Below are 20987 nucleotides of genomic sequence, written 5' to 3'. Positions count from 1 at the left end.
AATTTTAGAAATTACCACCGTACCTGCCCATCACCAAGAATTACCCATTTTTCGGTAACGAGTTTTTCGAGAGCAAAAGGCCCACGGGCATGGAGTTTTTGGGTCGAAATACCGATTTCTGCACCGAGCCCAAATTGTCCGCCATCGGTAAAGCGAGTGGAAGCATTATGATAAACCGCTGCTGCATCGACTTCGGCCAAAAACCTTTCGGCAAAAGCCAGATTATTAGTCAATATAGCCTCTGAGTGTCGAGAAGAAAAGGCTTGGATATGAGCCAATGCTTCATCAATACCACTCACAGTTTTGATTGTAATTTTATAATCGAGCCATTCACGACCAAAATCTTCGGGTTGAGCATGATAAAGGTTTTCGTAGCCAATTTTTTCAAAAACAGCATATGATTTTTCATCGGCATAAACGCCAACATTCCATTTCTTGAAATCTTCTACCAACATTGGTAAAAATTCATCAATAATGGCTTCATCAACGATAGCACAGTCGAGCGAGTTACAGACCGATGGACGAGAAACGCGGGCATTAACAATAATTTCTTTCGCTTTTGTTAATTCTGCACTTTCTTCAATATACGTATGCACCACACCCGCACCAGTTTCGATGGTTGGGATAAGCGAATTCTGACGAACATACTGAATGAGTGAATCAGACCCACGTGGAATGATAATATCTACGAATCGAGTAGCTTTTAGTAGTTCTTCGGTAAATTTTCGGTCGGTTGGTAAAAGCAAAACAGCATCGGCTGCAACACCAAATTTTGCTAAAGCTTGATGAATCAATCCAACCAAGCAAGTATTAGAGAAAATTGCTTCCTTTCCACCTTTCAGCACGCAGGCATTACCTGAGCGGATGCATAACGAAGCGACATCAATCGTTACGTTGGGGCGAGATTCGTAAATTACGCCAACAACACCCATCGGAACGGCTATCTTCTTGATATTTAGGCCATTTTCGAGGTTTCTTTCGATCAATACTTCCCCCGTTGGATCAGGCAAAAGAGCAACTTCCCGCAACGAATCGGCCAAACCTTGAATCCTGCTTTCGGTCAATAATAAACGGTCGTATTTGGGGTCAGCTTTGTCCATCAAGTCTAAATCTTTCTGATTTTCTGACATTATCAGTGCTTTTGATTGCTCAACAATAGCGGCTAATTCATTTAATAAATCGCTGCGTTGGGCATCGGTCAAACGGCGAACTGACGCCGAAGCTTGTTGGGTTTGCTGTAAAAGAGGAAGTATTGAATTCATAATTTTTTTGGAAGTCCATTGTTCACGGACAACAGTCGATAGTCGTCTGTTGACTGTTGTCTATTGACCGTTGGCTCGAATAACTTTAATTAATCCCGAGCAAAACATTGCCTTGATTCTATTTTTTCGTAAAATTACATTTTTAACAAAACATTCATACCATAAAGTAACTGATTAAAACCAAACAACGACAATTTTTACCAAAAGCCTCCTTATCAATAGTTTAATCCTAGCTATTGAGCATGGACTAATTAACTCAACCTTATTAATATGTTTAGCGAAAAAGACCTTGACCTGATCGAAGCCCGTGGGGCAAAAGTGGAAACGATTCTTGAGCAAATCGAGAATTTTAAAGTAGGGTTTCCATACCTAAGTGTTGTCCGAGCAGCCACTATCGACGATGGAATGATTCAACTTGGCGACGAAAAAGCCAAAGAGTTGGCAAAGGATTTCGACGACCAAATTTTCGGCAAAAAACTACTGAAATTTGTGCCTGCTTCGGGTGCGGCTTCACGAATGTTTAAGTCGCTTTTTGCGGCTTTGGAAGAAAATAAATTCGACAAATCGGTTAATGAGGTTTTAGAACACCTACAAGATTTTGCATTCTATAAAAGTTTGATAAAATCAGTCGGTAGCGACTCAGCCGACCATAAAACTATTCTCAAACACCTCCTCACAGCCGAAGGACTCGATTACGGCAGCTTGCCAAAGGGGCTATTGGAGTTCCATAAATACGGTGATTCAACTCGCACACCAGCCGAAGAGCACTTGGTTGAAGGGGCAAAGTATGCAAATTCGGGCGGAAAAGTAAATCTTCATTTTACGGTTTCTCCTGAGCATAGAAGCAAGTTTACAGCCTTAATTGATGCTGTTTTGCCCAATTACGAAGCAAAATATGGTGTAAAATATGATATTAGTTTCTCAGAGCAAAAGCCATCAACCGATACAATTGCGGTATATCTTGATAATACGCCTTTCCGTACAGCCAACGGAGATTTACTTTTCCGACCAGCAGGACACGGGGCTTTGCTCGAAAATCTCAATGATATAGACGCTGACTTGGTATTTATCAAAAATATCGACAACGTTGTGCCCGATGGCCTAAAAGAGCAAACAATCATCTACAAAAAGGCTTTAGCGAGTTTGGTGCTGAGCTACCAACAAGCGGTTTTTGCTTATCTGAAAATGATGGACGGTACCGATTTGAAGGAAGAGGACGTTGAAGAAATTGAAGATTTTATCGAATTTGACCTTTGTGTAGAATTTCCTGAAGGTTACGATGATTTGTCTTTCGAAGAGCGTAAAACTTATTGCCGTACGAAACTCAATCGTCCGTTGCGTATTTGTGGAATGGTGAAAAACGTTGGCGAGCCAGGCGGTGGACCTTTCTGGGCTGAAAATGCCGATGGTTCGACCTCGCTTCAAGTAGTAGAATCGGCTCAAATTGATTTGAAAGACCCCGAACAAAAAGAGATTTTTGATGGTGCAACGCACTTCAACCCTGTTGATTTGATTTGTACACTGAAAGATTATCAAGGAAATAAATTCAACCTTTTAGACTTCCGTGACCCCAAAACTGGCTTCAATACGCAAAAGTCTTTAAGTGGAAGAGATCTTAAAGCTCAAGAATTACCTGGCTTATGGAATGGTGCAATGGCCGATTGGAACACGCTCTTCGTAGAAGTGCCATTAATTACATTCAACCCCGTAAAAACGGTGAACGATTTATTAAGACCTGAACACCAGTAAAACCCCTCCCCAGCCCTCCCCGATAGGGAGGGAGTTTTCCTTTTCCCCTCTCCAATCGGAGAGGGGGTAGGGGGTGAGGTTAAATCTCTCCGATATGTCTTCATTAAAAATAGATACGCCTACGGCAGTTAGGCAGGGCGAAGAATTGGATTTGATAAAGTTGAATGACTTTATCAAATCTCAATTGCCTGATTTTGAGGAAATTACCGAAGTTTCGCAGTTCCCTGGTGGATACTCGAATCTGACGTATTTCTTAAAAACTGCTAATCGAGAATATGTTTTACGTCGCCCGCCTGTGGGTGCGAAAGACATCAAAGGTGGGCATGATATGGCTCGTGAGTATAAAATTCTGACGGCTATCAAGTCGATTGGGTATGAAAAAATACCTAATCCGATTATTTTTACTGATGATGAAGCAGTAATGGGTTGTCCGTTTTATATCATGGAGCGAGTGCAAGGCATTATTTTACGAGCAAAAGATGCCCCGAAACTCATGCAAACCGTTGCTCCTGCCGAAATGCGAAAGCTCTCAGAAGCACTGTGCGATAATCTGGCAGCTTTACACGCCATTGATATTGAATCGACTGGCTTGATAAATATCGGAAAACCCGAAGGCTATATTCAGCGACAAGTTGAAGGCTGGCACAAACGTTATTTAGCCTCACAAACCGATGAGATTGCAGCGATGGATACTTTGGCCGCTTGGCTCAAAGAGAATCTTCCTGCCGAAAGCAAACCTACGCTCATTCATAATGACTATAAGTATGATAATGTGGTGCTGAACGCCAATAATTTATCAGAAATCATTGCGGTTTTAGATTGGGAAATGACTACCGTCGGCGACCCACTCATGGATGTAGGCACAAGCCTTTCGTATTGGGCAGAAGCTGGTGATGGAGCTTTTGAAAAAACATTCAATCTTTCGTGGGTGGAAGGAAATTTAACTCGCCAAGAGTTTGCCGAGCGATACGCCGAAAAAAGCGGTCGAGATGTATCAAATATTCTGTATTTCTATGTTTTTGGCTTATTCAAAAACTCAGTAGTTATTCAGCAAATTTACAGCCGATACAAAAAAGGACTAACCACCGACCCACGCTTTGCGGATTTGATTTTTGGCGTGAAAGCCCTTTCTAAAAAAGGCATCAAGTCGATTGAGAGTGGGAAGATGATGTAAAAAAACAAAGAATTTTGAATAACAACTTAACAATTTAACCTATTTATTTAAACTGATCTACTATGAAAAAAAGCCTATTTATTGTGTTAGGAGCTTTTGTATTAGCATGCCAACAAGAAAATGTACAACTAACCGATAATGTTAGTGTTTCAAATTCACCTCAACCTACAGACAATATTCGCAATACACGTACGAATGTAAACGCGACGGGGGATTGTGCTTACACCTTTAATGAAGCTAACCTAACTAATAGCGGTTGGACTAAAATCTTAGATGAACAGTTTGCTAACCTTGATAACTGGAATATTTGGTATGGTGGAGCATACAATAATGAACTACAATTATACTCGCCTAACAACTTTGTTTTGTCGAACGGAAACTTACAAATTGTAGCTAAAAAGGAAACTGTAAATGGCCCCACTCTTCCAGGTAGCACCACAACTAAAAGATTTAGTTATACTTCTGGAAGATTAGAAAGCAAGGTTTTATATTCTGCAAATACCACAAATCCTAAAATAAGGATGATTGCCCGAATAAAATTACCGGTTGGTTATGGTATGTGGCCAGCATTTTGGTCATATGGCGATCCTTGGCCAACACAAGGTGAAATCGATATTTTAGAAGCTAAAGGACAAGAACCAAATATGTACTATACTAATTATTTCTATGGAAATACCGCGGGTACTAATTTAGTTTCTGGAGCTACTTCTATCATCAACTCATCTGTTAGCCTTCAATCGTGTTTTCATGTTTATGAATTAGTTTGGGAAGCAACAAAATTATCATATTATTTCGATGGGAATTTGGTTGATACTAAGTCGGCTACTAGTCCGGGGGGGAGTTATATAAGTAGCTTATTTGGGAAAAGTGAGAAAATTGTTCTAAACTTAGCTGTTGGTGGCGATTTTTTCGGGAGATTAGTTACAAAAAAGATTGTTCCGGGTTCAATGGAAGTGGACTGGGTACAGGTTTATCGCTCAAACTAATAATAAATAGTGGCTTATTGATAATTTTATATTCTGTTAAAACGCCAAAACCCTCTCTTTGGAGAAAGTTTTGGCGTTTTTCAATATACTAAAAGTTGCCACATAATGAGGCAAATAAATATTTGTATACACCTCCGATTATTATCCGCGTGGTTTTGGCAAAGTAGGTAGAGTCGCATTACTTTGTGGAGGAAGTGTTGGAAGCGTTGGTATATGAGGTAGTTTCGGTAAGGTTGGCAATGTGGCCTTACTTTTTGCCGGTAATGTCGGCAACGATGGTAGTGATACTCCACCAACAACAAATAATTGCTCAGTACTTGTAATTTCAGTAAAGTTTGATAAACTTTTCATTTTTTAAATAATTTAATTGTTTAGAAATAGATTCACACTTTTGATATATAAGAATCAAAATTTATAAAAAGTAACCAACTGTTGCCTTTCAATAATATTTTATACAACTGTTCAATACTTTTACATTAGGTGTTTTACCCAAATTTGTATTTCGAAGTTATGTTCAATAGAAATCTGACTTGGTTAATTTACTTGACCGCTTAGATAAACGCGATAGAATAAAAAAGCGAGGCTTAGAAATCATTTCCAAGCCTCGCTTTTTTATTGTTAAATTCTCTATTTATACTGCTCAATAATTCTAAAAAGTGCCTTTTGTGTATCCAAATTCGGGAAGAAATCATAGATTTGGGCGTGGGCATCATAGTTTAGAATCAAGCCCGTTTCGAGGTATTTGTAGGCTTCGTTATAGCTTCCATCAAAAATCAAATAGGCTGCTGCACGATAAAATAAATCGGCATCGTCGGGCATTTCGCTGATTCCGTCATACACAATCTCGAAGGCTTTGCCATATTGGCTTTGCTCAAAGAAAAGCAACGACCAATTCAACCAAATATCTGGGTTGTTCGGGTCGAGTGCCACCGCTTGGGTGTATGCCTCATTGCTCGATAAAAAATTACCTAATTTAGATTCCGTATCGCCCAAAAGCAGCCAATAATCAGCGTTAGCTTCGTTGAGTTTGATGGCCTTTTGCGTGAAATGAACACTTTCAAACCAACGTTCTTGCTCATAAAGAGCCGAACCCATGCCAAACCAAGCATCGTCCCACATTTCGTCTAGAATGGTCGCTTCGCGGTAATTTTTGTAGGCTTCGTCGTATTGTTCGAGTTTTTCGCAGGCGGCCCCCAAATGCGTATAAACCTCGGCCGTTGGAGCTTCGTGTTTCAGTACATTGGCGTAGCATTCTTTAGCATCAAGAAAATTACTAAGGTTCATGTAAGCATGAGCCAAATTGAACCACCCCGAAGCAAATGTTTCTTTGACCGTAACGGCATAATCATATGCAAAAGCTGCATCTTTATGCTTGCCAAGGCGGCTGTGAGTCATACCTAACGCAAACCACGCAAAATGCGAGTAAGGGTCATTATCAACTAATTCTTGAAAATAACTGAGGTTTTCTTCTAATTTATCGGCTTGCTCTAAACAAAAAACCAGTTCATAAAAAGCAATTTCTTCTTGAAATTTATGTCGGATAGCTTTTTTATAGAAATGAGCCGCTTCATCAAATTTCTGCCAGTTTTGATAAGTTTGAGCCAGCTGAAAATATACTGTTTCTTTTTCGTCAGATAATAATAATGCCTCACGCAGATGCTCTACGGCTTCTTCGTAATTGCCCATGAGATTACAAATTACGCCTCTCATGTAGGTGATTTCGTTATCGGCTGGATTATAAGTGGCAGCAGTATCCAAGACCTCCATTGCTTCGTCAAACTGCTCGTAGTTAGCATGTAGCTGTACTTTATCAAGCAGTAGTTCGAGTGAATAGGGGTATTGTTGAAGGCCAATTCGGCAGGCTTTCATTGCCATATCCCACTTGCTTTTGAGCAAGTAGTATTCGGATAATTGTTCGTATGTTTCTTCATCGAAGAAAACCGTTTCTTTACTTTTGAGCATTTCCTCAAAGCGTTCGGCCGATGCTTTCACATCAGCGTCATCGAAACCATCGAATCTGTCACTAAATTCGTGTTGCATGTAGAATTCCACTCAAAGGTTAAACAACCCAACCAAGGGCTGCAATCGTGCTAAAATTGATCTTTAGGAATAAAGGGTCTCGTAACGGTTTTACTTTAATATTATTTACTTAATAATCAGTCAAATATTTTGATCTATTTTCTGCCTAAAACCAATAGTTTATATTAGCATAAATGTTTGATTATCAAGGTTATATGTAAATCAAAATTTAGATTAATTATTACCACTTAATTACAAGAACATTTGCCTCAGCAAAACTATGAATAAATGTAAAAATTATTTATTAAATGTCAATAGTTTTTCAAAAATAAAAGTTCCTCCGTTAGTGATTTGTTATTGGTTGATTGGAAAACTTGTTATAGGGTATTAAAAACAATGAACAAATAACCAGTTTCCCATTAACCAATTCCCTAGTAACAAATCTACCAGTAGCTATTTTAACAAAAAACGTCCGACTCGGTTAATTGTTTCGTCCAAGTCTGTAAATTGAAAATTAATTGCTTTCTGAATCTTTTGATTTTTATATGCAAATTTCGTGCGAGAATTGTGGGCGGTTTCTTTTGTAATCAATGGAGCTTTTTTTGTGAAGAATGCTCGCAGAGCTTCGAGTCGCCACAGGATTTCCATGGCGAAAGGTGATAAAGTCTTAAAAGGGGCTTTTTTGCCAAAAACGGCCGCTATTTTCTCAAAAAATACTTTATACGTGGTTGTTCCTCCATTCAGAATAAAGCGTTCACCTTTGATTTCGGAGGTAGTAAGTTTGAAAATAGCCGTTACGAGGTCGTTTACATCAACATAATTGATATTGCCATTGGTATAATATTTGTGCTGGTCATAAACGTACTTAAAGAGCTGCGTACTACTTTTGTGCCAATCTCCTTCACCCAAAATAATTGATGGGTTCACCACTACCACATTGAGCCCTTCGGCTTCGCCACGCCACACTTCAAGCTCAGCTTCATACTTCGATTTTGCATAATTTGAGTTGAGCGGAGAATCTTCCCATTTTTGGTTTTCGTCAATGATTCCACCATGTATATTTTCTGATGCCGACGTTGGGCGGCCCAATGCTGCAATCGAACTTACATGACAGAGTTTTTTGATGTTTTTCTCCAGACAAATATTCACTAAATTGGCCGTTCCTTCAACGTTTACCTTAAACATTTGGTTGCGGTCTTTGGGGGCAAACGACACCAATGCGGCTGTATGAACTACAAAATCTTGATTCTCGAGGGCATTTTCAAGTGAATGTATATCCAGAATATCACCTTCGATGATTTTAATTTTAGATATAATATCTTTCAATAAAGACAAATCGCTACCAGCACGGCACAATGCCGAAACTTCATAGCCCGCGTCTGTAAATCTGCGAGCAGTAGCACTACCAACTAAGCCATTTGCACCTGTAATAAGAACTCGATTCATGCTTTCAATGAGTGAATGATGCGGTAAATTAACAAAATAGAACGCAGATATTTATGATTGTTCGGATTGATTATGATTCGCTTTCGTCAAATCATATATCTATCATAAGAACCATAAAAATCTGCGTTCAGTTTTCGTTTCGTGTAAAAGAAAAACTATTATCTCGAATAGTTCGGAGCTTCTCTTGTAATCTGAATATCGTGTGGGTGACTTTCTTTGATACCCGCCGCTGTGATTTTTACAAATTTAGCTTTTTGTAAAGTGGCGATATCGCCAGCACCACAATAACCCATACCTGCTTTCAAGCCACCTACCATTTGATAGATGATTTCGGCGGCACGACCTTTGAATGGCACACGACCCACGATTCCTTCGGGAACGAGTTTCTTAATATCATCTTCGGCATCTTGGAAATAACGGTCTTTCGAACCATCTTCCATTGCCTCTACCGAACCCATGCCACGGTATGTTTTAAATTTACGTCCTTCATAAATCACCATTTCGCCTGGAGCTTCTTCTGTTCCTGCCAAAAGCGAACCAATCATAACCGTACTTGCACCACCTGCGATTGCTTTCACAATATCGCCAGAGAAACGAATTCCACCATCGGCAATTACTGGAACACCGTATTTTGCGGCAGCTTTGGCCGAATCAGCAACGGCCGAAAGTTGTGGCATTCCGATACCTGCAATGATACGGGTCGTACAGATACTTCCTGGGCCTACACCAACTTTGATGGCATCGGCACCTGCTTTGGCAAGAGCTTCGGCAGCTTCTTCGGTAGCAATATTTCCTACGATTACATCAATCTTTGGGAAGGCCGTTTTGATACGTTTGAGGGTATCAATTACGCCTTTTGAGTGTCCGTGAGCGGTGTCAATACTTACTACGTCAACACCTGCTTTGATGAGAGCTTCAACACGAGCTTCGATGTCGGGCGTTACACCAACGGCAGCTCCTGCAATCAGGCGACCCAAGCTATCTTTTGCAGCATTTGGGCGGTCTTTTTTCTTTAAAATATCACGGTAAGTAATCAAACCGATGATTCGGTAATCTTTATCAACAATCGGAAGTTTCTCGATTTTATAATTACGTAAGATGTCTTCAGCTTCAGCCAATCCTGCTCCTTCATGCCCAACGATTAGGTTTTCTTTGGTCATGATATCGGTGATTGATTTTGAAGCATCTTGCTGAAAACGTAAATCACGGTTAGTAATGATTCCTTTGAGCTTTTGGTTTTCGTCAACGATTGGAATACCACCGATGCGGAACTCTTTCATGATGCGAAGAGCATCGCCAACAGTTGCTGTTTCGTGCAACGTAATTGGGTCGATAATCATGCCACTCTCCGAACGCTTCACCTTGCGAACTTGCTCGGCTTGCTGCTGAATGGTCATGTTTTTGTGAATAAAACCAATTCCTCCTTCTTGTGCCATTGCCACAGCCATTTCGTATTCGGTAACGGTATCCATTGCCGCCGAAATAAGTGGAATGTTTAATTGAATATTTTTGGTTAAAAATGTTTTAGTTTGCGTATCTCGTGGAAGTACCTCTGAGTAGGCTGGGACGAGCAGAACGTCGTCGTAGGTGAGTGCTTCATAAAGCAACTTTGAAGAATCTAACATAGCAAATAATTTCGTTTTCTTATTTGCCAAGCAAAGTTACGGTAAATATTTGAAAACGACAATTTTATGCGAAAAATTTAATTTTTGGGTAATGCTGGAGAGAGTCCACGGTCGATAGTCGGCAGTCCACAGAATGTAATTTTTAATGCTAAGTTGTAACCAATAAAATTCATTGTAAAATTAGAACGCTGATGACGCTGATTTTTACAGATTTACAATAAAGTTTTGTTTTATCAGTGAAAATCAGCTTAATCTGCGTCATCAGCGTTCCATTTTTTGAAGGTTTTAACTTAAATAATTTCTAACTAAAAAACTACTCAATCCGCCACTCGCCGTTTTTATAGAAATCTAAGATTTTTTTCTGTAATAGGAATTCATATTTGGCTTGTACGAGGTTAGATTTCGCTCGGTCGAAATTGGTTTTGGCGAGCATATATTCTAAATAATTGACCGTTCCTGCATTGATTCTGCTCTCTACGGCTTTAATATTTTGGTCTAAAATATTTACTTGATTGCTCGCAACTTTGTAGCGGTCAGCAGCAGCTGTAAGTAATTGATAACCCTGCTCAATGGCTTGACGGAGTTGGAGTTTGGCCACATTCAACTGATTTTGACTGAGTTGTTGTTGAATTTTTACGGCCGATACTCTCGGAGCGTTTTGTAAACGACCCAAAATCGGAATGCTGATATCTAAACTCAACGAACCACTGCGAGTACCGTTGATTTGTGTAAAATAGTTTTCTGATTTATTCGATGAAGAATAAAACGTACCGTAATTCCCTGATAGACTTACCTGTGGCAAATTAAAAGCCTGCGTAGCTTTAATCTGGCTATCAAAACTTTTTAGGCGAAGTTCGCCTGCTTTTATTTCGGGGAAATTATTGGCGGCTTGCTCATATATGCCATCAATCGTCTGATTATCAATCGTGTATTGAAGTGCGTCATCTTTCAAAGCCTCAAAACTTGTTGAATTATTGCTTGATTGGTTCATTAGCTGAAACAATGCAAGGCGGGCAGCTTTGTTGTTGTTGTGGGCAGTAACGAGCGAAAACTCATCATTGACCAACTGTGATTGAACTTGGAAAAGCTCTGTCTGTCCAACTACACCTGCTGCCACTTGTTTGTTTACTCTTTCAACTTGCGATTTGGCGGTTTCGACTTGTTGTTTGCTTACTTCCAGCAATTCTTGCGAAGCCAAAACTTGCAAATACGCTTGAATGATTCCGATAATGGTGCGGTTTTTTACGGCTTCGATATTTTTAGCCCCAGCATCACGCAGAAACTCGTTTTGACGAATTTGGTTTTTTATCTGAAAACCATTAAAAACGGGCATTGATGCCTGTAAACCAAAGTAATTGGTGGTGTAAACTTGCTCAATGTATGCGTTTGTGAAACGGTCGATACTTCGGCCTACTCGCACATCTTGGCCAGTACCAAAACCAATGCGTGGGTAAATCTGAGATTTTGCTCTTGCCAATTCGATACTGGCACTTTCGCCCATTATCTGACTTTCTCGGTAAGTCAAATTGTTTTTGATAGCAATATCAACGCATTCTTTTAGAGAAAGTCCTTGCCCGAAAACAAAGCCCCCTAAGCGAAACGTCGCACCGTCCCACTGGAGGAATAAAATGATGATTGTGAGTGAGATTTTTAGTAATATATTTTTCATGATTTTATAGAATTAATGTTATGCGACAACTCGGTTAAAAACTCCCCTTTAGGGGGTGGGGGTTAACCAACCATCTTTCAATCTTATAATTCTATTACCATACTCGGCGTTGGTTTCTGAGTGAGTTACTTGCACGATTGTCACGCCATCTTTTTGGTTGAGTTCCTTGAAAAGCTCCATGATTTGCTGGGCGTGTTCGGAGTGAAGATTACCCGTTGGCTCATCGGCAAAGATAATTTTTGGCTCGGCTACAATGGCTCGGGCAATGCCCACAAGTTGTTGTTGCCCACCCGAAAGTTGCGAGGGAAAAAGGTCTTTTTTGGCTACAATATTGAAGCGGTCGAGTACATCGGCCACACGACTTTTTCGTTCGGCCGATGATTGTCCTTTATAAAGAAGTGGGGTCTCGATGTTTTCGTAAACCGTGAGTTCGTCAATCAAATGATAAGCCTGAAAAACAAAACCAATGCTTGTGCGATGCAGTTCGGTGCGTTTCTTTTCAGAAAGTTTCTGAACCGAAGTCTCGTCTAACAAATATTCTCCTTCGGAAGCCTCTTCGAGTAAGCCTAAAATATGAAGAAGTGTTGATTTTCCCGAACCTGATGGCCCCATGATTGATACAAATTCGCCCTCTTTTATTTCGAGGTTGATGTTGCGTAAAACATAGGTTTTGCCGAATCCTGCTGGATAATATTTGGAGATATTTTTTAGTTGAATCATTGGTTTTGTTTACGGACTTTCGCCATCTAAATCTTTCGTTTGAGTTGCAAATAATCTAAGAAATAGATGACTTTAATGGATAAATTATTATTTTGGTCGCTTTGAAGCGTATTTTGAAAATTATCAAAGTAACGTGTATTGGCTATTTCTGAACTCATAACTCCTGCATCTTTCCACACAACATTTAGGAAGCTACCAGGAGCAAACTGCCACGTATAAACCATATCAATATTAAAGTAATTGACATTGCGGTTATATTTTTCGGTTAAACCTGTTTTCGGGCTTAACGAACCATCATTGTTGAGTGTAAAAAACTCTTTGTTATCAACCACGCTCATATAATGTCTGGCTCTGAAAGTAAGTCCCATTTTGTTGGTGAAATTATACTTCAGGTTCAATACATTATCAATAGTGCTTACTTTTCTGATAGCAAATAAAGTATTTCCATCATCAAGAGTTGTGGTATAACCCAAACCTCTTGGTCTTGGCTGAAAACCAAGTTGAAGCCCAACCGAAAACTTGCTGTTGAAACGGTAATTTTGAGCTAAAAAAACATCAAAACCACTGAGTTTATAAAAATTTAAAAATACTCGCTCCACAACTTCTGCATTGACCGAATATTTCTTTGCCGAATTACTCTCTATCCAACCACCAAAAGCTACGCTTCCACCTCTTCTGAAAACTTTTCCCATTGTGCGTGGCTCGTAAAAATCGTTTTGAGCGGGGTTGTAGTTTGCAAAAGCACCAAACCAAATCAATTTTTTGGTTTGAGCATTGATATTCGCATTGAATCTCGAATTCTGATATTTACTATCTATTTCGCCGATTTTAGTATATAAATTGCTCAAACCAGCATTAAAATTCAAAAATAAGCGATTATACCAGCCTTTTGGTTCGGTGTATCGGTAGCCAACGTGGAGGTTATGATTGATAAAATTATTATTCGTAAAATAACCTAAATCGTTGCTGGTATATTTTTCGTCGGTCAAGGCCTGCGAAAGATGATAATTGAAGCGTCCGCTATTCTTTCCGAAACTCAAAGTATGACTGTATCCGAGTGAGTTTTCGCTGTCGGGTGTTTTATATTTTAAATGACTGAGCGATGCACTTCCTGCCAAATTATACGTATTTTTCTTGTCGTAAAAACTGAAAAGAGCGGCACTCACATTGGCATTGTATTCGTTTCCACCTCGTAAAACACTGGTGTTGACAAAACTTACGCTCGAATTATTCTTGAGTGTTTGGTCAAGCACAAAAAGGTTATAATTAGTCGTTGGATTGGTTTCAAACTTACGAATTTCACCCGTTTCGATATTTTCGATGGTGGCAAATTGTGCTTGCGTAACTGCATTTAAAAGACCAACACCCAAACCACTTTTTGTTCTACCCGAAATCTTTGAGGCATTAATTAGCTTCGATTCCGACGGATTTCTTAGCATTCTTTCATTGGCTTTTACGTCATCGTAGGCATCATATAAGTTAATAGGTGTGCCTCCGATTCGGCGGGAATAGAATAAATTTCCCTTGTTGAAAAGCTCAGTACCTTCCGTAAAAAAAGAACGATATTCGTTGAATTTTACCTCGAAAGGTGTCAAATTCAAGACTTGGTTATCACTTTGTACTTGCCCAAAATCGGGAATCAAGGTGGCATCAAGTGTAAAGGCTTGATTTAAGCCCAATTTTAAATCTAAGCCTCCCGAAACCTGATTTGTCCAATTTTTTTGATTGGCCGCATCAGTCGGGAAATGATTGGCATAGACCGAGAAATAAGGAAAAAGCTGCAATCGAAGCGGCGGTTTTATATCTGAAATTCCTTTCCATTGCCCTTCTTGGGTCAGAAAACCATTTACATTTGGGTCAATCGGATTCCAAGTATATTGCTGCTCGGTTTTTCTTCTTCTTCGGGTAATGTTCAACCCCCAATTTTGTACTTTATCTTTACTAAATCTAATTGCCGCATAAGGCAAAAACATCTCGAAACTCCAACCTTTGTCATGAATCACCACGGCACTTTGCCAAACGGCATTCCAGCTAAAATCTTCGCCACCGTTATTGCTATTTTGGTTTGAGGTCATCTTTGCGTCCCATTGTTCACCAAGCGGAGTCAAGAAATATTCAAAACCATTCAATTTGTCGTTGTAAGTATCGAAAATCAAACCGATGTAATCATTTGTTCCGAAACCGTCACGACCAGATAATTCTTTCGCAATGCTATCGACATTTCGCTCGAAACAAGTTCCGCCGAAATAGATTCCTGCATCATCATACATCAAATAAGTTTCGGTATGATTTCCTTTTTCTTCTTTTCGACCAGCGGTCGGCCGAAACTCGGTGTAATCATCGGCAATGGCGGCATCTTGCCAAGCCAAGTCATTCAGTTTGCCATCGATAATTACGGGTTTGTTGGTGCGTTTGGCTTCGAGTGAGCGAGGCGTTGGAGTTTGGGCAAACGTCAAGCTGAAGCCAATGCACGAGTGCATCAGCGTTAGTAAAAAGAGCTTTTTCATAATTGTTGTTTGTAAGTTCAGTTTGTGTCGTAGAAGCTTAGAGCCTTTGCGGTCACAAATTTATTTTTGTTTGGCTTCTGACAAGTATTAATAAATGTTAAGAGGTGTGTTTTTAACAATTATTAATTAATCCGATGTGAATACTTGTCTGATAAAAAAAGGTTACAAAAAGTAATTACGACAACGACACTCTTTTTACATAAAAGTTGCATGGATTCAGGTTTTGTTTTGAAATAAATTTTTGTTTTTAATGTGATAATAGCTTTTTCATAATTTTGTGTATCTGATGCCCTAAACCCTAATTTAGACAGCAATCATATAATGCCAAAAGCTGTGCCATTGTTGTAATTGTTTGATTGTCAGTGATTTGTGAATTTTATGTAAAAAAGAATTGTCCGAAAACGGACATTTTGAGTACGTCTTCGGACAATGCAGAAGGGCTTTAAAACTTATTTTACGAAGCCTATTTTTAGGTATGGATGAATAGAAATATTGCTGTATTTTGTTGTTAAACTTTCAATTTGAGTATTTTTATTAGTTGCTAATAATGAAATACCAAAATCGAAAAAAATGCGATTTCTAAATTGATTTTGAATACCTAAAACGCCACCACCACCATAAACACTACCTGCTTCGATGCTCGTAAACATATATTTTTCACCGTTATTAGGTAGTTGATTATTGAAAGTTGTATTTGAATACATTGCCATTAAGCCAAGATAAACACCATTGAAATTTTTTCCAGAACGCCCTTTTTTTACGTCTCTCGCCTTAGTGATATAATACCTTAATTGCTCTGATAATTGAATATTTGTGTAATAATTGCTTACTTTCTGAGCATTCCAAATAGGGAATCTCTTCTCAAACACAACATTATTAAATGTAGTATCAATTGAACCTTTAGATGAGAAAAACTTAAAGTGATTGAAAACACCTTTGAATGAAGTATTACTCGAAAAATAAGTGTTTCCAATTCGATGTTCGTAATCAACATCAGCTTTGATAAACTGAGAATATTTGTCAATTGAAAACAAATCAGAGGCATTGATTTTTAATAGCCTGTTTTTCTCGAAGTTGTTGTCGGTTATCAGTAACTTTCCAAATTTATCAGTTTTGGTTTTTGGGTACGAATTACCAAAACTCAATTTTAGATTAGATGCTAAAAACCATGTTTGATTTTTGGGACTTTGAGAGTTATGAGTTAGCCATCCTTTGGAGTTGGTTGAAACCTCGCTTACGTTTTTCATTCCTGCCGAAACAGATAAATCTAAAATATTTCCTGCTTGGTAGCCATAGTTTATGGCAAAGGTAGATGTTTCAAAGTAAGAATTGTAAGAAAACAAAAATGGCTGATTATCCTTCCCTCGTGCCTGCTTGTATCTAAAACTGATGTAATATCCGTGTAAATTATATGCTTGTAAGCCCATTTTTACTCTTCTTTTCATCTGAAAATACCACCGAGGCTCGATTTCATAGATAAATGGTTTGTAAGCGTAAGAATACTTTAAACCTAATAAAATAGAAAACTCTTTGAGTATTTTTTGCTCGTATATGTAATTGAAATAAAATGGAGAGTTTTGTATCACCAAAGGGGTTGTTTCGAATCCTATTCTTTGCCCAGCTTTAGCTGCACGCATAACACCCAGCTTTTGTGATATACTAATTACTTCAGTTCGGGTAAAAGTATCCACTTTTTCTTCCGAAAAACTAACTTTTACACTATCGGTTTGGGCGAAGCTGAATAGCGGGAAAAATATGAAAATGAGTAGCTTTTTCATGGTTGTGATTATTTAGCGAATCCAAGTTTTAGGTTGAGGTCTACAATAAGTGGTGCCGAATGCTCAGGTAAAAAAGAAATAGGTGGTTTTCGGATAACCAAACCAATATCCAGAAAAGACTTTTTATTGGTTTGAGTTTGGTATCCATAAGTTATTCCCAGAGTTGTTTTTGGAGAATAGTAGAAGTTTTCAGGAGCAAGTGAACCTATATTATTTCTATAACTAAAGTGTAAACCAGTATATATTCCATTCAAGTTATTGGCTGATTTACCCTTGCTAATACGTTGTTTCATATAAATGTAATAGCGAACTTGTTCATGTATTTCAAGTGTAAAAATGCTGGTGTTTTGTTTCAAAGAAGAAAAAACGGGTATTTGTAGAATGCTAAAACCATTATCTTTTTTGGTAACAGAGTCTCTTCGTCCTATTTGTTGAAAGTTTCTTTTATTAGTAAAGGATAGTACAAGGTTTGAGTTGATTGAAAAAGCAGAAGAGGCAATTTTATGCTCATACGAAATATCTCCTCTGATACTTTGGTTGTATTTATCGGCATAAATGGCATTGTTTATATTTACTTTTAAGAGCTTTTTTACCTCATAATTGCAATGTAAAAACTCGCAGTAGTTGTTCGGTAGTTGTTTTTTATGTGGAAAATAAAGCCCCAAGCCCATACGAGAAGTAGTAGATACAAACCATGTATGTGATGTAGGCGAGGAATCATTATTCACTAAATCGCCCCTTGAATTAATGTAAGTTTCTTTGCCTTGTTTTACTCCAGCCGAAAGTCCAAAATCAAGGTTATTACCAAATTGCTTTCCCCAATTTACACTAAATGCCGCATTCGGTTCAATCATATTATATGTATATCCTCCCCCATTTTTATAATAGTTTGGTTCTGAATAGGGACTATAAACCGCTCTAAGACTTAAATAGTTGCCCGTGAGGTTAGCATTTTGAATTTTCCTTTTAACTCTGTTTTTCATTTCATAAAACCATCGTGATTCTAAACCTATATTTAAATTAGGAGATGAAGAAGCAATGCCTTGGCCGCACCAAATTGTAATTGATTTATCATTCTGAATCTTTGCTTCAAACTGTAAGGAAAGAATGGGTTTTTCGTCTATGCCCGACTGTAAGTTCAATCTTACTGCACTTTTCACAATCCGATTTCCTCCAAAAGCTTTATCATATTCATCCAGTAGTGTGGTTTTTTCAAATTGCTCCACTTTTTCCTCCGAAAAACTAACTTTTACGCTATCGGTTTGGGCGAAGCTGAATAGCGGGAAAAATATGAAAATGAGTAGCTTTTTCATGGTTGTGATTAGTTTTTAATAGTAATCGAGCCGAACGAGTTATTGATGATGATTTTTGAAGAAAGGGTACTGTTGAGTATGGCCGAACGCTCAGTTTTATCGTTTTGAAGCCAGCTAAAATCTGAGGTTAAACTCATTTTGCCAAACCTTGAGCTTACATCAAAATAGAAGCTTTTAAGTGGTGCTTTTTCAAAATTTATATCAGCTTTTTCGGCATTAATATTCAGCGATTTAAGCCCATCAACCGACTCTATTCGTAGTTTGCCATACTGAGCGTTGATAGTATTTTGTCCGCCCAAGTTACTAAAAGTTAAATCTGACCGTTCGGAGCTTATTACCGCAACGCCACTGAAAGATTTGCTGATAATTTCACCATAATGCGTGTCGAGCTTGATATTTCCATTTAAATCATCAAGTTCGATGATACTGAAATCAGCCTTGATGTTTAGGTTTTTTAAATTACCTTTTACAGAAACTTTCCCAAAACTGTTCTGAATCATTACTTTCATTCCTTCGGGAATTCTGACCGAATATCTTACTTTTAGATTAGAGCTTGGTTTTGTTTTTTCGTTCGGAATCACGAGGTAATTTCGCAGGAAAACCTCTCGACTGGTTTTCTCGGCTACGTATTTGAGCATTTCTAAATCGCTGCTGGCAGTTTTTCGGTCGGGGTGTTTGGCAATTAGGTCGATAGTTACCTTTATCTCAGATTTTTCCCACGTAAGTATCTCAATATCAGCTTTTTCGGCTTCGATAGTCAAGACGCTACTGCCACTAAAAGTCTTTTCGATGCTTTTAGTCACAACCTGAAGAGTCGTTTGGGCTGTCGATGCGTGTGCCAAAATAAACATCATGGCCAGACACAGTAGCTTTATGTTGAACAGATAATTCTTCATGTCGGATTAATGAATAAATCTAAATTTGAGCGGCCATTTTTCTTATAATTTCTGATTTTTGCTGCTCAATCGAGGTCAACTGAGCCATCAATTCGGGTTCGGTGTTATACCGCCCAACGGCCTCTTTTAGTTGTTTACTTGCCGAGTTCAATTCCTCTAATTCGGTTTTGAGCGATACAAACTCGGGGTTCTGACACACGTAAGTTTGTTGTTTGCAATAAGCCACAATCATTTCATATTGTTGTTGGCTATCATCTACTGGATTTAGTAGCAGGTCTTTGTCAATGCGTTCTTCTGAATATCTAATCTGTTGTTTATCAGTGCTTAACCAATAAAATACGCCCATGATAATCGCTATCGACGCCGCTACCGAAACCCACTTCCAAGCTGAGAATTTTATTGTTTTCGGGCTTAACTTATCATCAATTTGGTTCCAAACTGCGTCGGTTGGTTCGTAGCTTGGAAGTTTTTCGAGGGCGTTTTGCAAAGCACCTTCACTGAGTTTGGACGCTATATTGTTCCAAACCTCTTCATTCGGCTCATATTCTGGTAAATTATACATTGCTTTGCTGATATTTAATTGCTCAAAATTTCTCGCAGTCGTTTTTTTGCATAAAAGAGTTGCGACTTCGACGTCCCCTCCGAAATTCCTAAGATTTCGGCTGTTTCTCGGTGCGTATAACCCTCAATTTCTATCAAAATAAAAACTGTTCGGAAGCCTTCTGGCAGCGATAAAATGGCTTTTTCGAGATATTCGGCATCAATACTGTTGCCCCACTCAATCAGGCTGTTTTCATCAAAACTTTCTACGACTTCCCAAATTTTTGGTTTTTCGAGTTTTCGGTAGGCCTTTCTGACTACGATTGTCTTTATCCAAGCTCCGAGCGTGGACTCTCCCCTAAAATTTTCTAATTTTCTGAAAACATCCAAAAAAGCATCTTGTAGCACATCGTTGGCATCATCAAAATCGCTCGTCAGCCGATACGCCAACGTAAACATGGCTCGCTTGTAGCGGTCATAGAGTATGCGTTGAGCAGAACGGTTGTTTTGTATGCAAGCTGAAATGAGTTCGGCCTCGGTCATGCAAAGAGTGTTTTTTAGCTTTCTATTATTAAAGTGCCACAATATTTGTAGAATGGTTGTATAGAAAAATATTTTTTGCAGAAAATTTTCTGAACGATATTCCTAAGTAGTCCACGGTCAATAGTCGACAAGTCCACAGAAAGTTAATGGGCTTATAAACAGCCTCTTAGCTATTTATAGAATTGTCGATTATATCAATCTTATTAATTAAAAGGGTATTTATGAAATCTGAAATTGTATCTTTTCTGAATCTAACGTATATTTGAATAAGTTAGAAAAATTATGAAAAAGATAAAATAAAAATGAACCGCATAGATAGACTTTTCGGGATTCTTACCTTTTTGCAATCAAGAAAATATGTTTCGGCCGAAAAAATTGCCGACAAATTCAAAATCAGTGTCCGTACCGTTTACAGAGATTTGAAGGCTCTGAGTGAATCGGGTATTCCGCTGAGTTTTGAGCCAAATAAAGGGTATTTTGTAGTGCAAGGGTATTTCCTTCCACCTATTTCGCTATCAACCGAAGAGGCCAATGCTCTTCTCTTGACCGAATCTTTAGTTTATGGTTTTACTGATAAATCTATTCAGAAACATTATTCCAACGCTCTCAATAAAATAAAGTCGATTTTACCAACGCAGCAAAAGGAAAAAGTCGAGTTTCTGACCAATAATATCAAATATCAAGTCCCCGAACGCCTTACACAAGACTACGAGCATCTCTCAATTTTGCAGCAAACCATTGCCGCCAAAACCATCATTGC

At 38.6% G+C, this 20987-nt stretch carries 17 protein-coding genes; 4 read left to right on the top strand and 13 right to left on the bottom strand.

Annotation, left to right across the window (positions count from 1 at the left end):
• Window positions 1-11: 11 nt before the first annotated feature.
• On the bottom strand, window positions 12-1262 hold the full coding sequence (locus ACOVO2_RS19855) for a glutamate-5-semialdehyde dehydrogenase (RefSeq protein WP_421771651.1): 1251 nt from the start codon (window positions 1260-1262) through the stop codon (window positions 12-14).
• Between the two features lie 270 nt (window positions 1263-1532).
• Between ACOVO2_RS19855 and ACOVO2_RS19850 the strand changes: the two genes are divergently transcribed.
• The 3 genes from ACOVO2_RS19850 (at window position 1533) to ACOVO2_RS19840 (ending at window position 5171) form a co-directional block, all read left to right on the top strand.
• On the top strand, window positions 1533-3011 hold the full coding sequence (locus tag ACOVO2_RS19850; protein WP_421771650.1) for a DUF4301 family protein: 1479 nt from the start codon (window positions 1533-1535) through the stop codon (window positions 3009-3011).
• Window positions 3012-3105: 94 nt separating this feature from the next.
• On the top strand, window positions 3106-4185 hold the full coding sequence (locus ACOVO2_RS19845; protein WP_421771649.1) for a phosphotransferase family protein: 1080 nt from the start codon (window positions 3106-3108) through the stop codon (window positions 4183-4185).
• A 62-nt stretch (window positions 4186-4247) separates the two neighbouring features.
• Window positions 4248-5171, top strand: a complete 924-nt coding sequence (locus tag ACOVO2_RS19840; RefSeq protein WP_421771648.1) for a glycoside hydrolase family 16 protein — start codon at window positions 4248-4250, stop codon at window positions 5169-5171.
• Window positions 5172-5312: 141 nt separating this feature from the next.
• Here ACOVO2_RS19840 and ACOVO2_RS19835 read toward each other — a convergent pair whose 3' ends face one another.
• From ACOVO2_RS19835 to ACOVO2_RS19780, 12 genes are all read right to left on the bottom strand, one after another.
• The gene (locus ACOVO2_RS19835) at window positions 5313-5522 is read right to left on the bottom strand and encodes a hypothetical protein (protein ID WP_421771647.1); all 210 of its coding nucleotides are present in this window, start codon (window positions 5520-5522) and stop codon (window positions 5313-5315) included.
• A gap of 276 nt (window positions 5523-5798) precedes the next feature.
• The gene (locus ACOVO2_RS19830) at window positions 5799-7211 is read right to left on the bottom strand and encodes a tetratricopeptide repeat protein (RefSeq protein WP_421771646.1); all 1413 of its coding nucleotides are present in this window, start codon (window positions 7209-7211) and stop codon (window positions 5799-5801) included.
• 432 nt (window positions 7212-7643) lie between these two features.
• The gene (locus tag ACOVO2_RS19825; protein ID WP_421771645.1) at window positions 7644-8636 is read right to left on the bottom strand and encodes an SDR family NAD(P)-dependent oxidoreductase; all 993 of its coding nucleotides are present in this window, start codon (window positions 8634-8636) and stop codon (window positions 7644-7646) included.
• 158 nt (window positions 8637-8794) lie between these two features.
• Window positions 8795-10261: an IMP dehydrogenase gene (gene guaB / locus ACOVO2_RS19820; protein ID WP_421771644.1), complete on the bottom strand. Its 1467-nt coding sequence runs from the start codon at window positions 10259-10261 to the stop codon at window positions 8795-8797.
• A gap of 313 nt (window positions 10262-10574) precedes the next feature.
• Entirely contained in the window at window positions 10575-11930 is a 1356-nt protein-coding gene (locus ACOVO2_RS19815; RefSeq protein ID WP_421771643.1) for a TolC family protein, read from the bottom strand.
• Window positions 11931-11978: 48 nt separating this feature from the next.
• Window positions 11979-12650, bottom strand: coding sequence for an ABC transporter ATP-binding protein (locus ACOVO2_RS19810; RefSeq protein WP_421771642.1), 672 nt, complete (start codon window positions 12648-12650; stop codon window positions 11979-11981).
• Between the two features lie 26 nt (window positions 12651-12676).
• A complete protein-coding gene (locus tag ACOVO2_RS19805; RefSeq protein ID WP_421771641.1) occupies window positions 12677-15157 on the bottom strand; it encodes a DUF5916 domain-containing protein in 2481 nt (826 codons plus the stop codon).
• A 449-nt stretch (window positions 15158-15606) separates the two neighbouring features.
• Window positions 15607-16935: a hypothetical protein gene (locus ACOVO2_RS19800; RefSeq protein ID WP_421771640.1), complete on the bottom strand. Its 1329-nt coding sequence runs from the start codon at window positions 16933-16935 to the stop codon at window positions 15607-15609.
• A gap of 8 nt (window positions 16936-16943) precedes the next feature.
• Entirely contained in the window at window positions 16944-18248 is a 1305-nt protein-coding gene (locus ACOVO2_RS19795; RefSeq protein WP_421771639.1) for a hypothetical protein, read from the bottom strand.
• Between the two features lie 8 nt (window positions 18249-18256).
• On the bottom strand, window positions 18257-19144 hold the full coding sequence (locus tag ACOVO2_RS19790) for a hypothetical protein (RefSeq protein ID WP_421771638.1): 888 nt from the start codon (window positions 19142-19144) through the stop codon (window positions 18257-18259).
• 19 nt (window positions 19145-19163) lie between these two features.
• The gene (locus ACOVO2_RS19785) at window positions 19164-19706 is read right to left on the bottom strand and encodes a hypothetical protein (RefSeq protein WP_421771637.1); all 543 of its coding nucleotides are present in this window, start codon (window positions 19704-19706) and stop codon (window positions 19164-19166) included.
• 14 nt (window positions 19707-19720) lie between these two features.
• A complete protein-coding gene (locus ACOVO2_RS19780; protein ID WP_421771636.1) occupies window positions 19721-20227 on the bottom strand; it encodes an RNA polymerase sigma factor in 507 nt (168 codons plus the stop codon).
• Window positions 20228-20529: 302 nt separating this feature from the next.
• Here ACOVO2_RS19780 and ACOVO2_RS19775 point away from each other — a divergent pair.
• Window positions 20530-20987 (top strand): helix-turn-helix transcriptional regulator (locus tag ACOVO2_RS19775; RefSeq protein ID WP_421771635.1); only part of this gene is annotated, 458 nt, incomplete at its 3' end.

Origin of the sequence: Emticicia sp., from assembly GCF_049241225.1 — a bacterium.
Classification (GTDB): Bacteria; Bacteroidota; Bacteroidia; order Cytophagales; family Spirosomataceae; genus Emticicia.
This window is presented reverse-complemented; position numbering and strand designations above follow the sequence as displayed.

Coding starts and splice junctions, on each gene's coding strand:
- ACOVO2_RS19835 (WP_421771647.1), bottom strand. CDS start 5,522: ATGAAAAGTTTATCAAACTTTACTGAAATTACAAGTACTGAGCAATTA.
- ACOVO2_RS19840 (WP_421771648.1), top strand. CDS start 4,248: ATGAAAAAAAGCCTATTTATTGTGTTAGGAGCTTTTGTATTAGCATGC.
- ACOVO2_RS19850 (WP_421771650.1), top strand. CDS start 1,533: ATGTTTAGCGAAAAAGACCTTGACCTGATCGAAGCCCGTGGGGCAAAA.
- ACOVO2_RS19845 (WP_421771649.1), top strand. CDS start 3,106: ATGTCTTCATTAAAAATAGATACGCCTACGGCAGTTAGGCAGGGCGAA.
- ACOVO2_RS19855 (WP_421771651.1), bottom strand. CDS start 1,262: ATGAATTCAATACTTCCTCTTTTACAGCAAACCCAACAAGCTTCGGCG.
- ACOVO2_RS19795 (WP_421771639.1), bottom strand. CDS start 18,248: ATGAAAAAGCTACTCATTTTCATATTTTTCCCGCTATTCAGCTTCGCC.
- ACOVO2_RS19805 (WP_421771641.1), bottom strand. CDS start 15,157: ATGAAAAAGCTCTTTTTACTAACGCTGATGCACTCGTGCATTGGCTTC.
- ACOVO2_RS19810 (WP_421771642.1), bottom strand. CDS start 12,650: ATGATTCAACTAAAAAATATCTCCAAATATTATCCAGCAGGATTCGGC.
- ACOVO2_RS19785 (WP_421771637.1), bottom strand. CDS start 19,706: ATGTATAATTTACCAGAATATGAGCCGAATGAAGAGGTTTGGAACAAT.
- guaB (WP_421771644.1), bottom strand. CDS start 10,261: ATGTTAGATTCTTCAAAGTTGCTTTATGAAGCACTCACCTACGACGAC.
- ACOVO2_RS19830 (WP_421771646.1), bottom strand. CDS start 7,211: ATGCAACACGAATTTAGTGACAGATTCGATGGTTTCGATGACGCTGAT.
- ACOVO2_RS19790 (WP_421771638.1), bottom strand. CDS start 19,144: ATGAAGAATTATCTGTTCAACATAAAGCTACTGTGTCTGGCCATGATG.
- ACOVO2_RS19815 (WP_421771643.1), bottom strand. CDS start 11,930: ATGAAAAATATATTACTAAAAATCTCACTCACAATCATCATTTTATTC.
- ACOVO2_RS19825 (WP_421771645.1), bottom strand. CDS start 8,636: ATGAATCGAGTTCTTATTACAGGTGCAAATGGCTTAGTTGGTAGTGCT.
- ACOVO2_RS19800 (WP_421771640.1), bottom strand. CDS start 16,935: ATGAAAAAGCTACTCATTTTCATATTTTTCCCGCTATTCAGCTTCGCC.
- ACOVO2_RS19780 (WP_421771636.1), bottom strand. CDS start 20,227: ATGACCGAGGCCGAACTCATTTCAGCTTGCATACAAAACAACCGTTCT.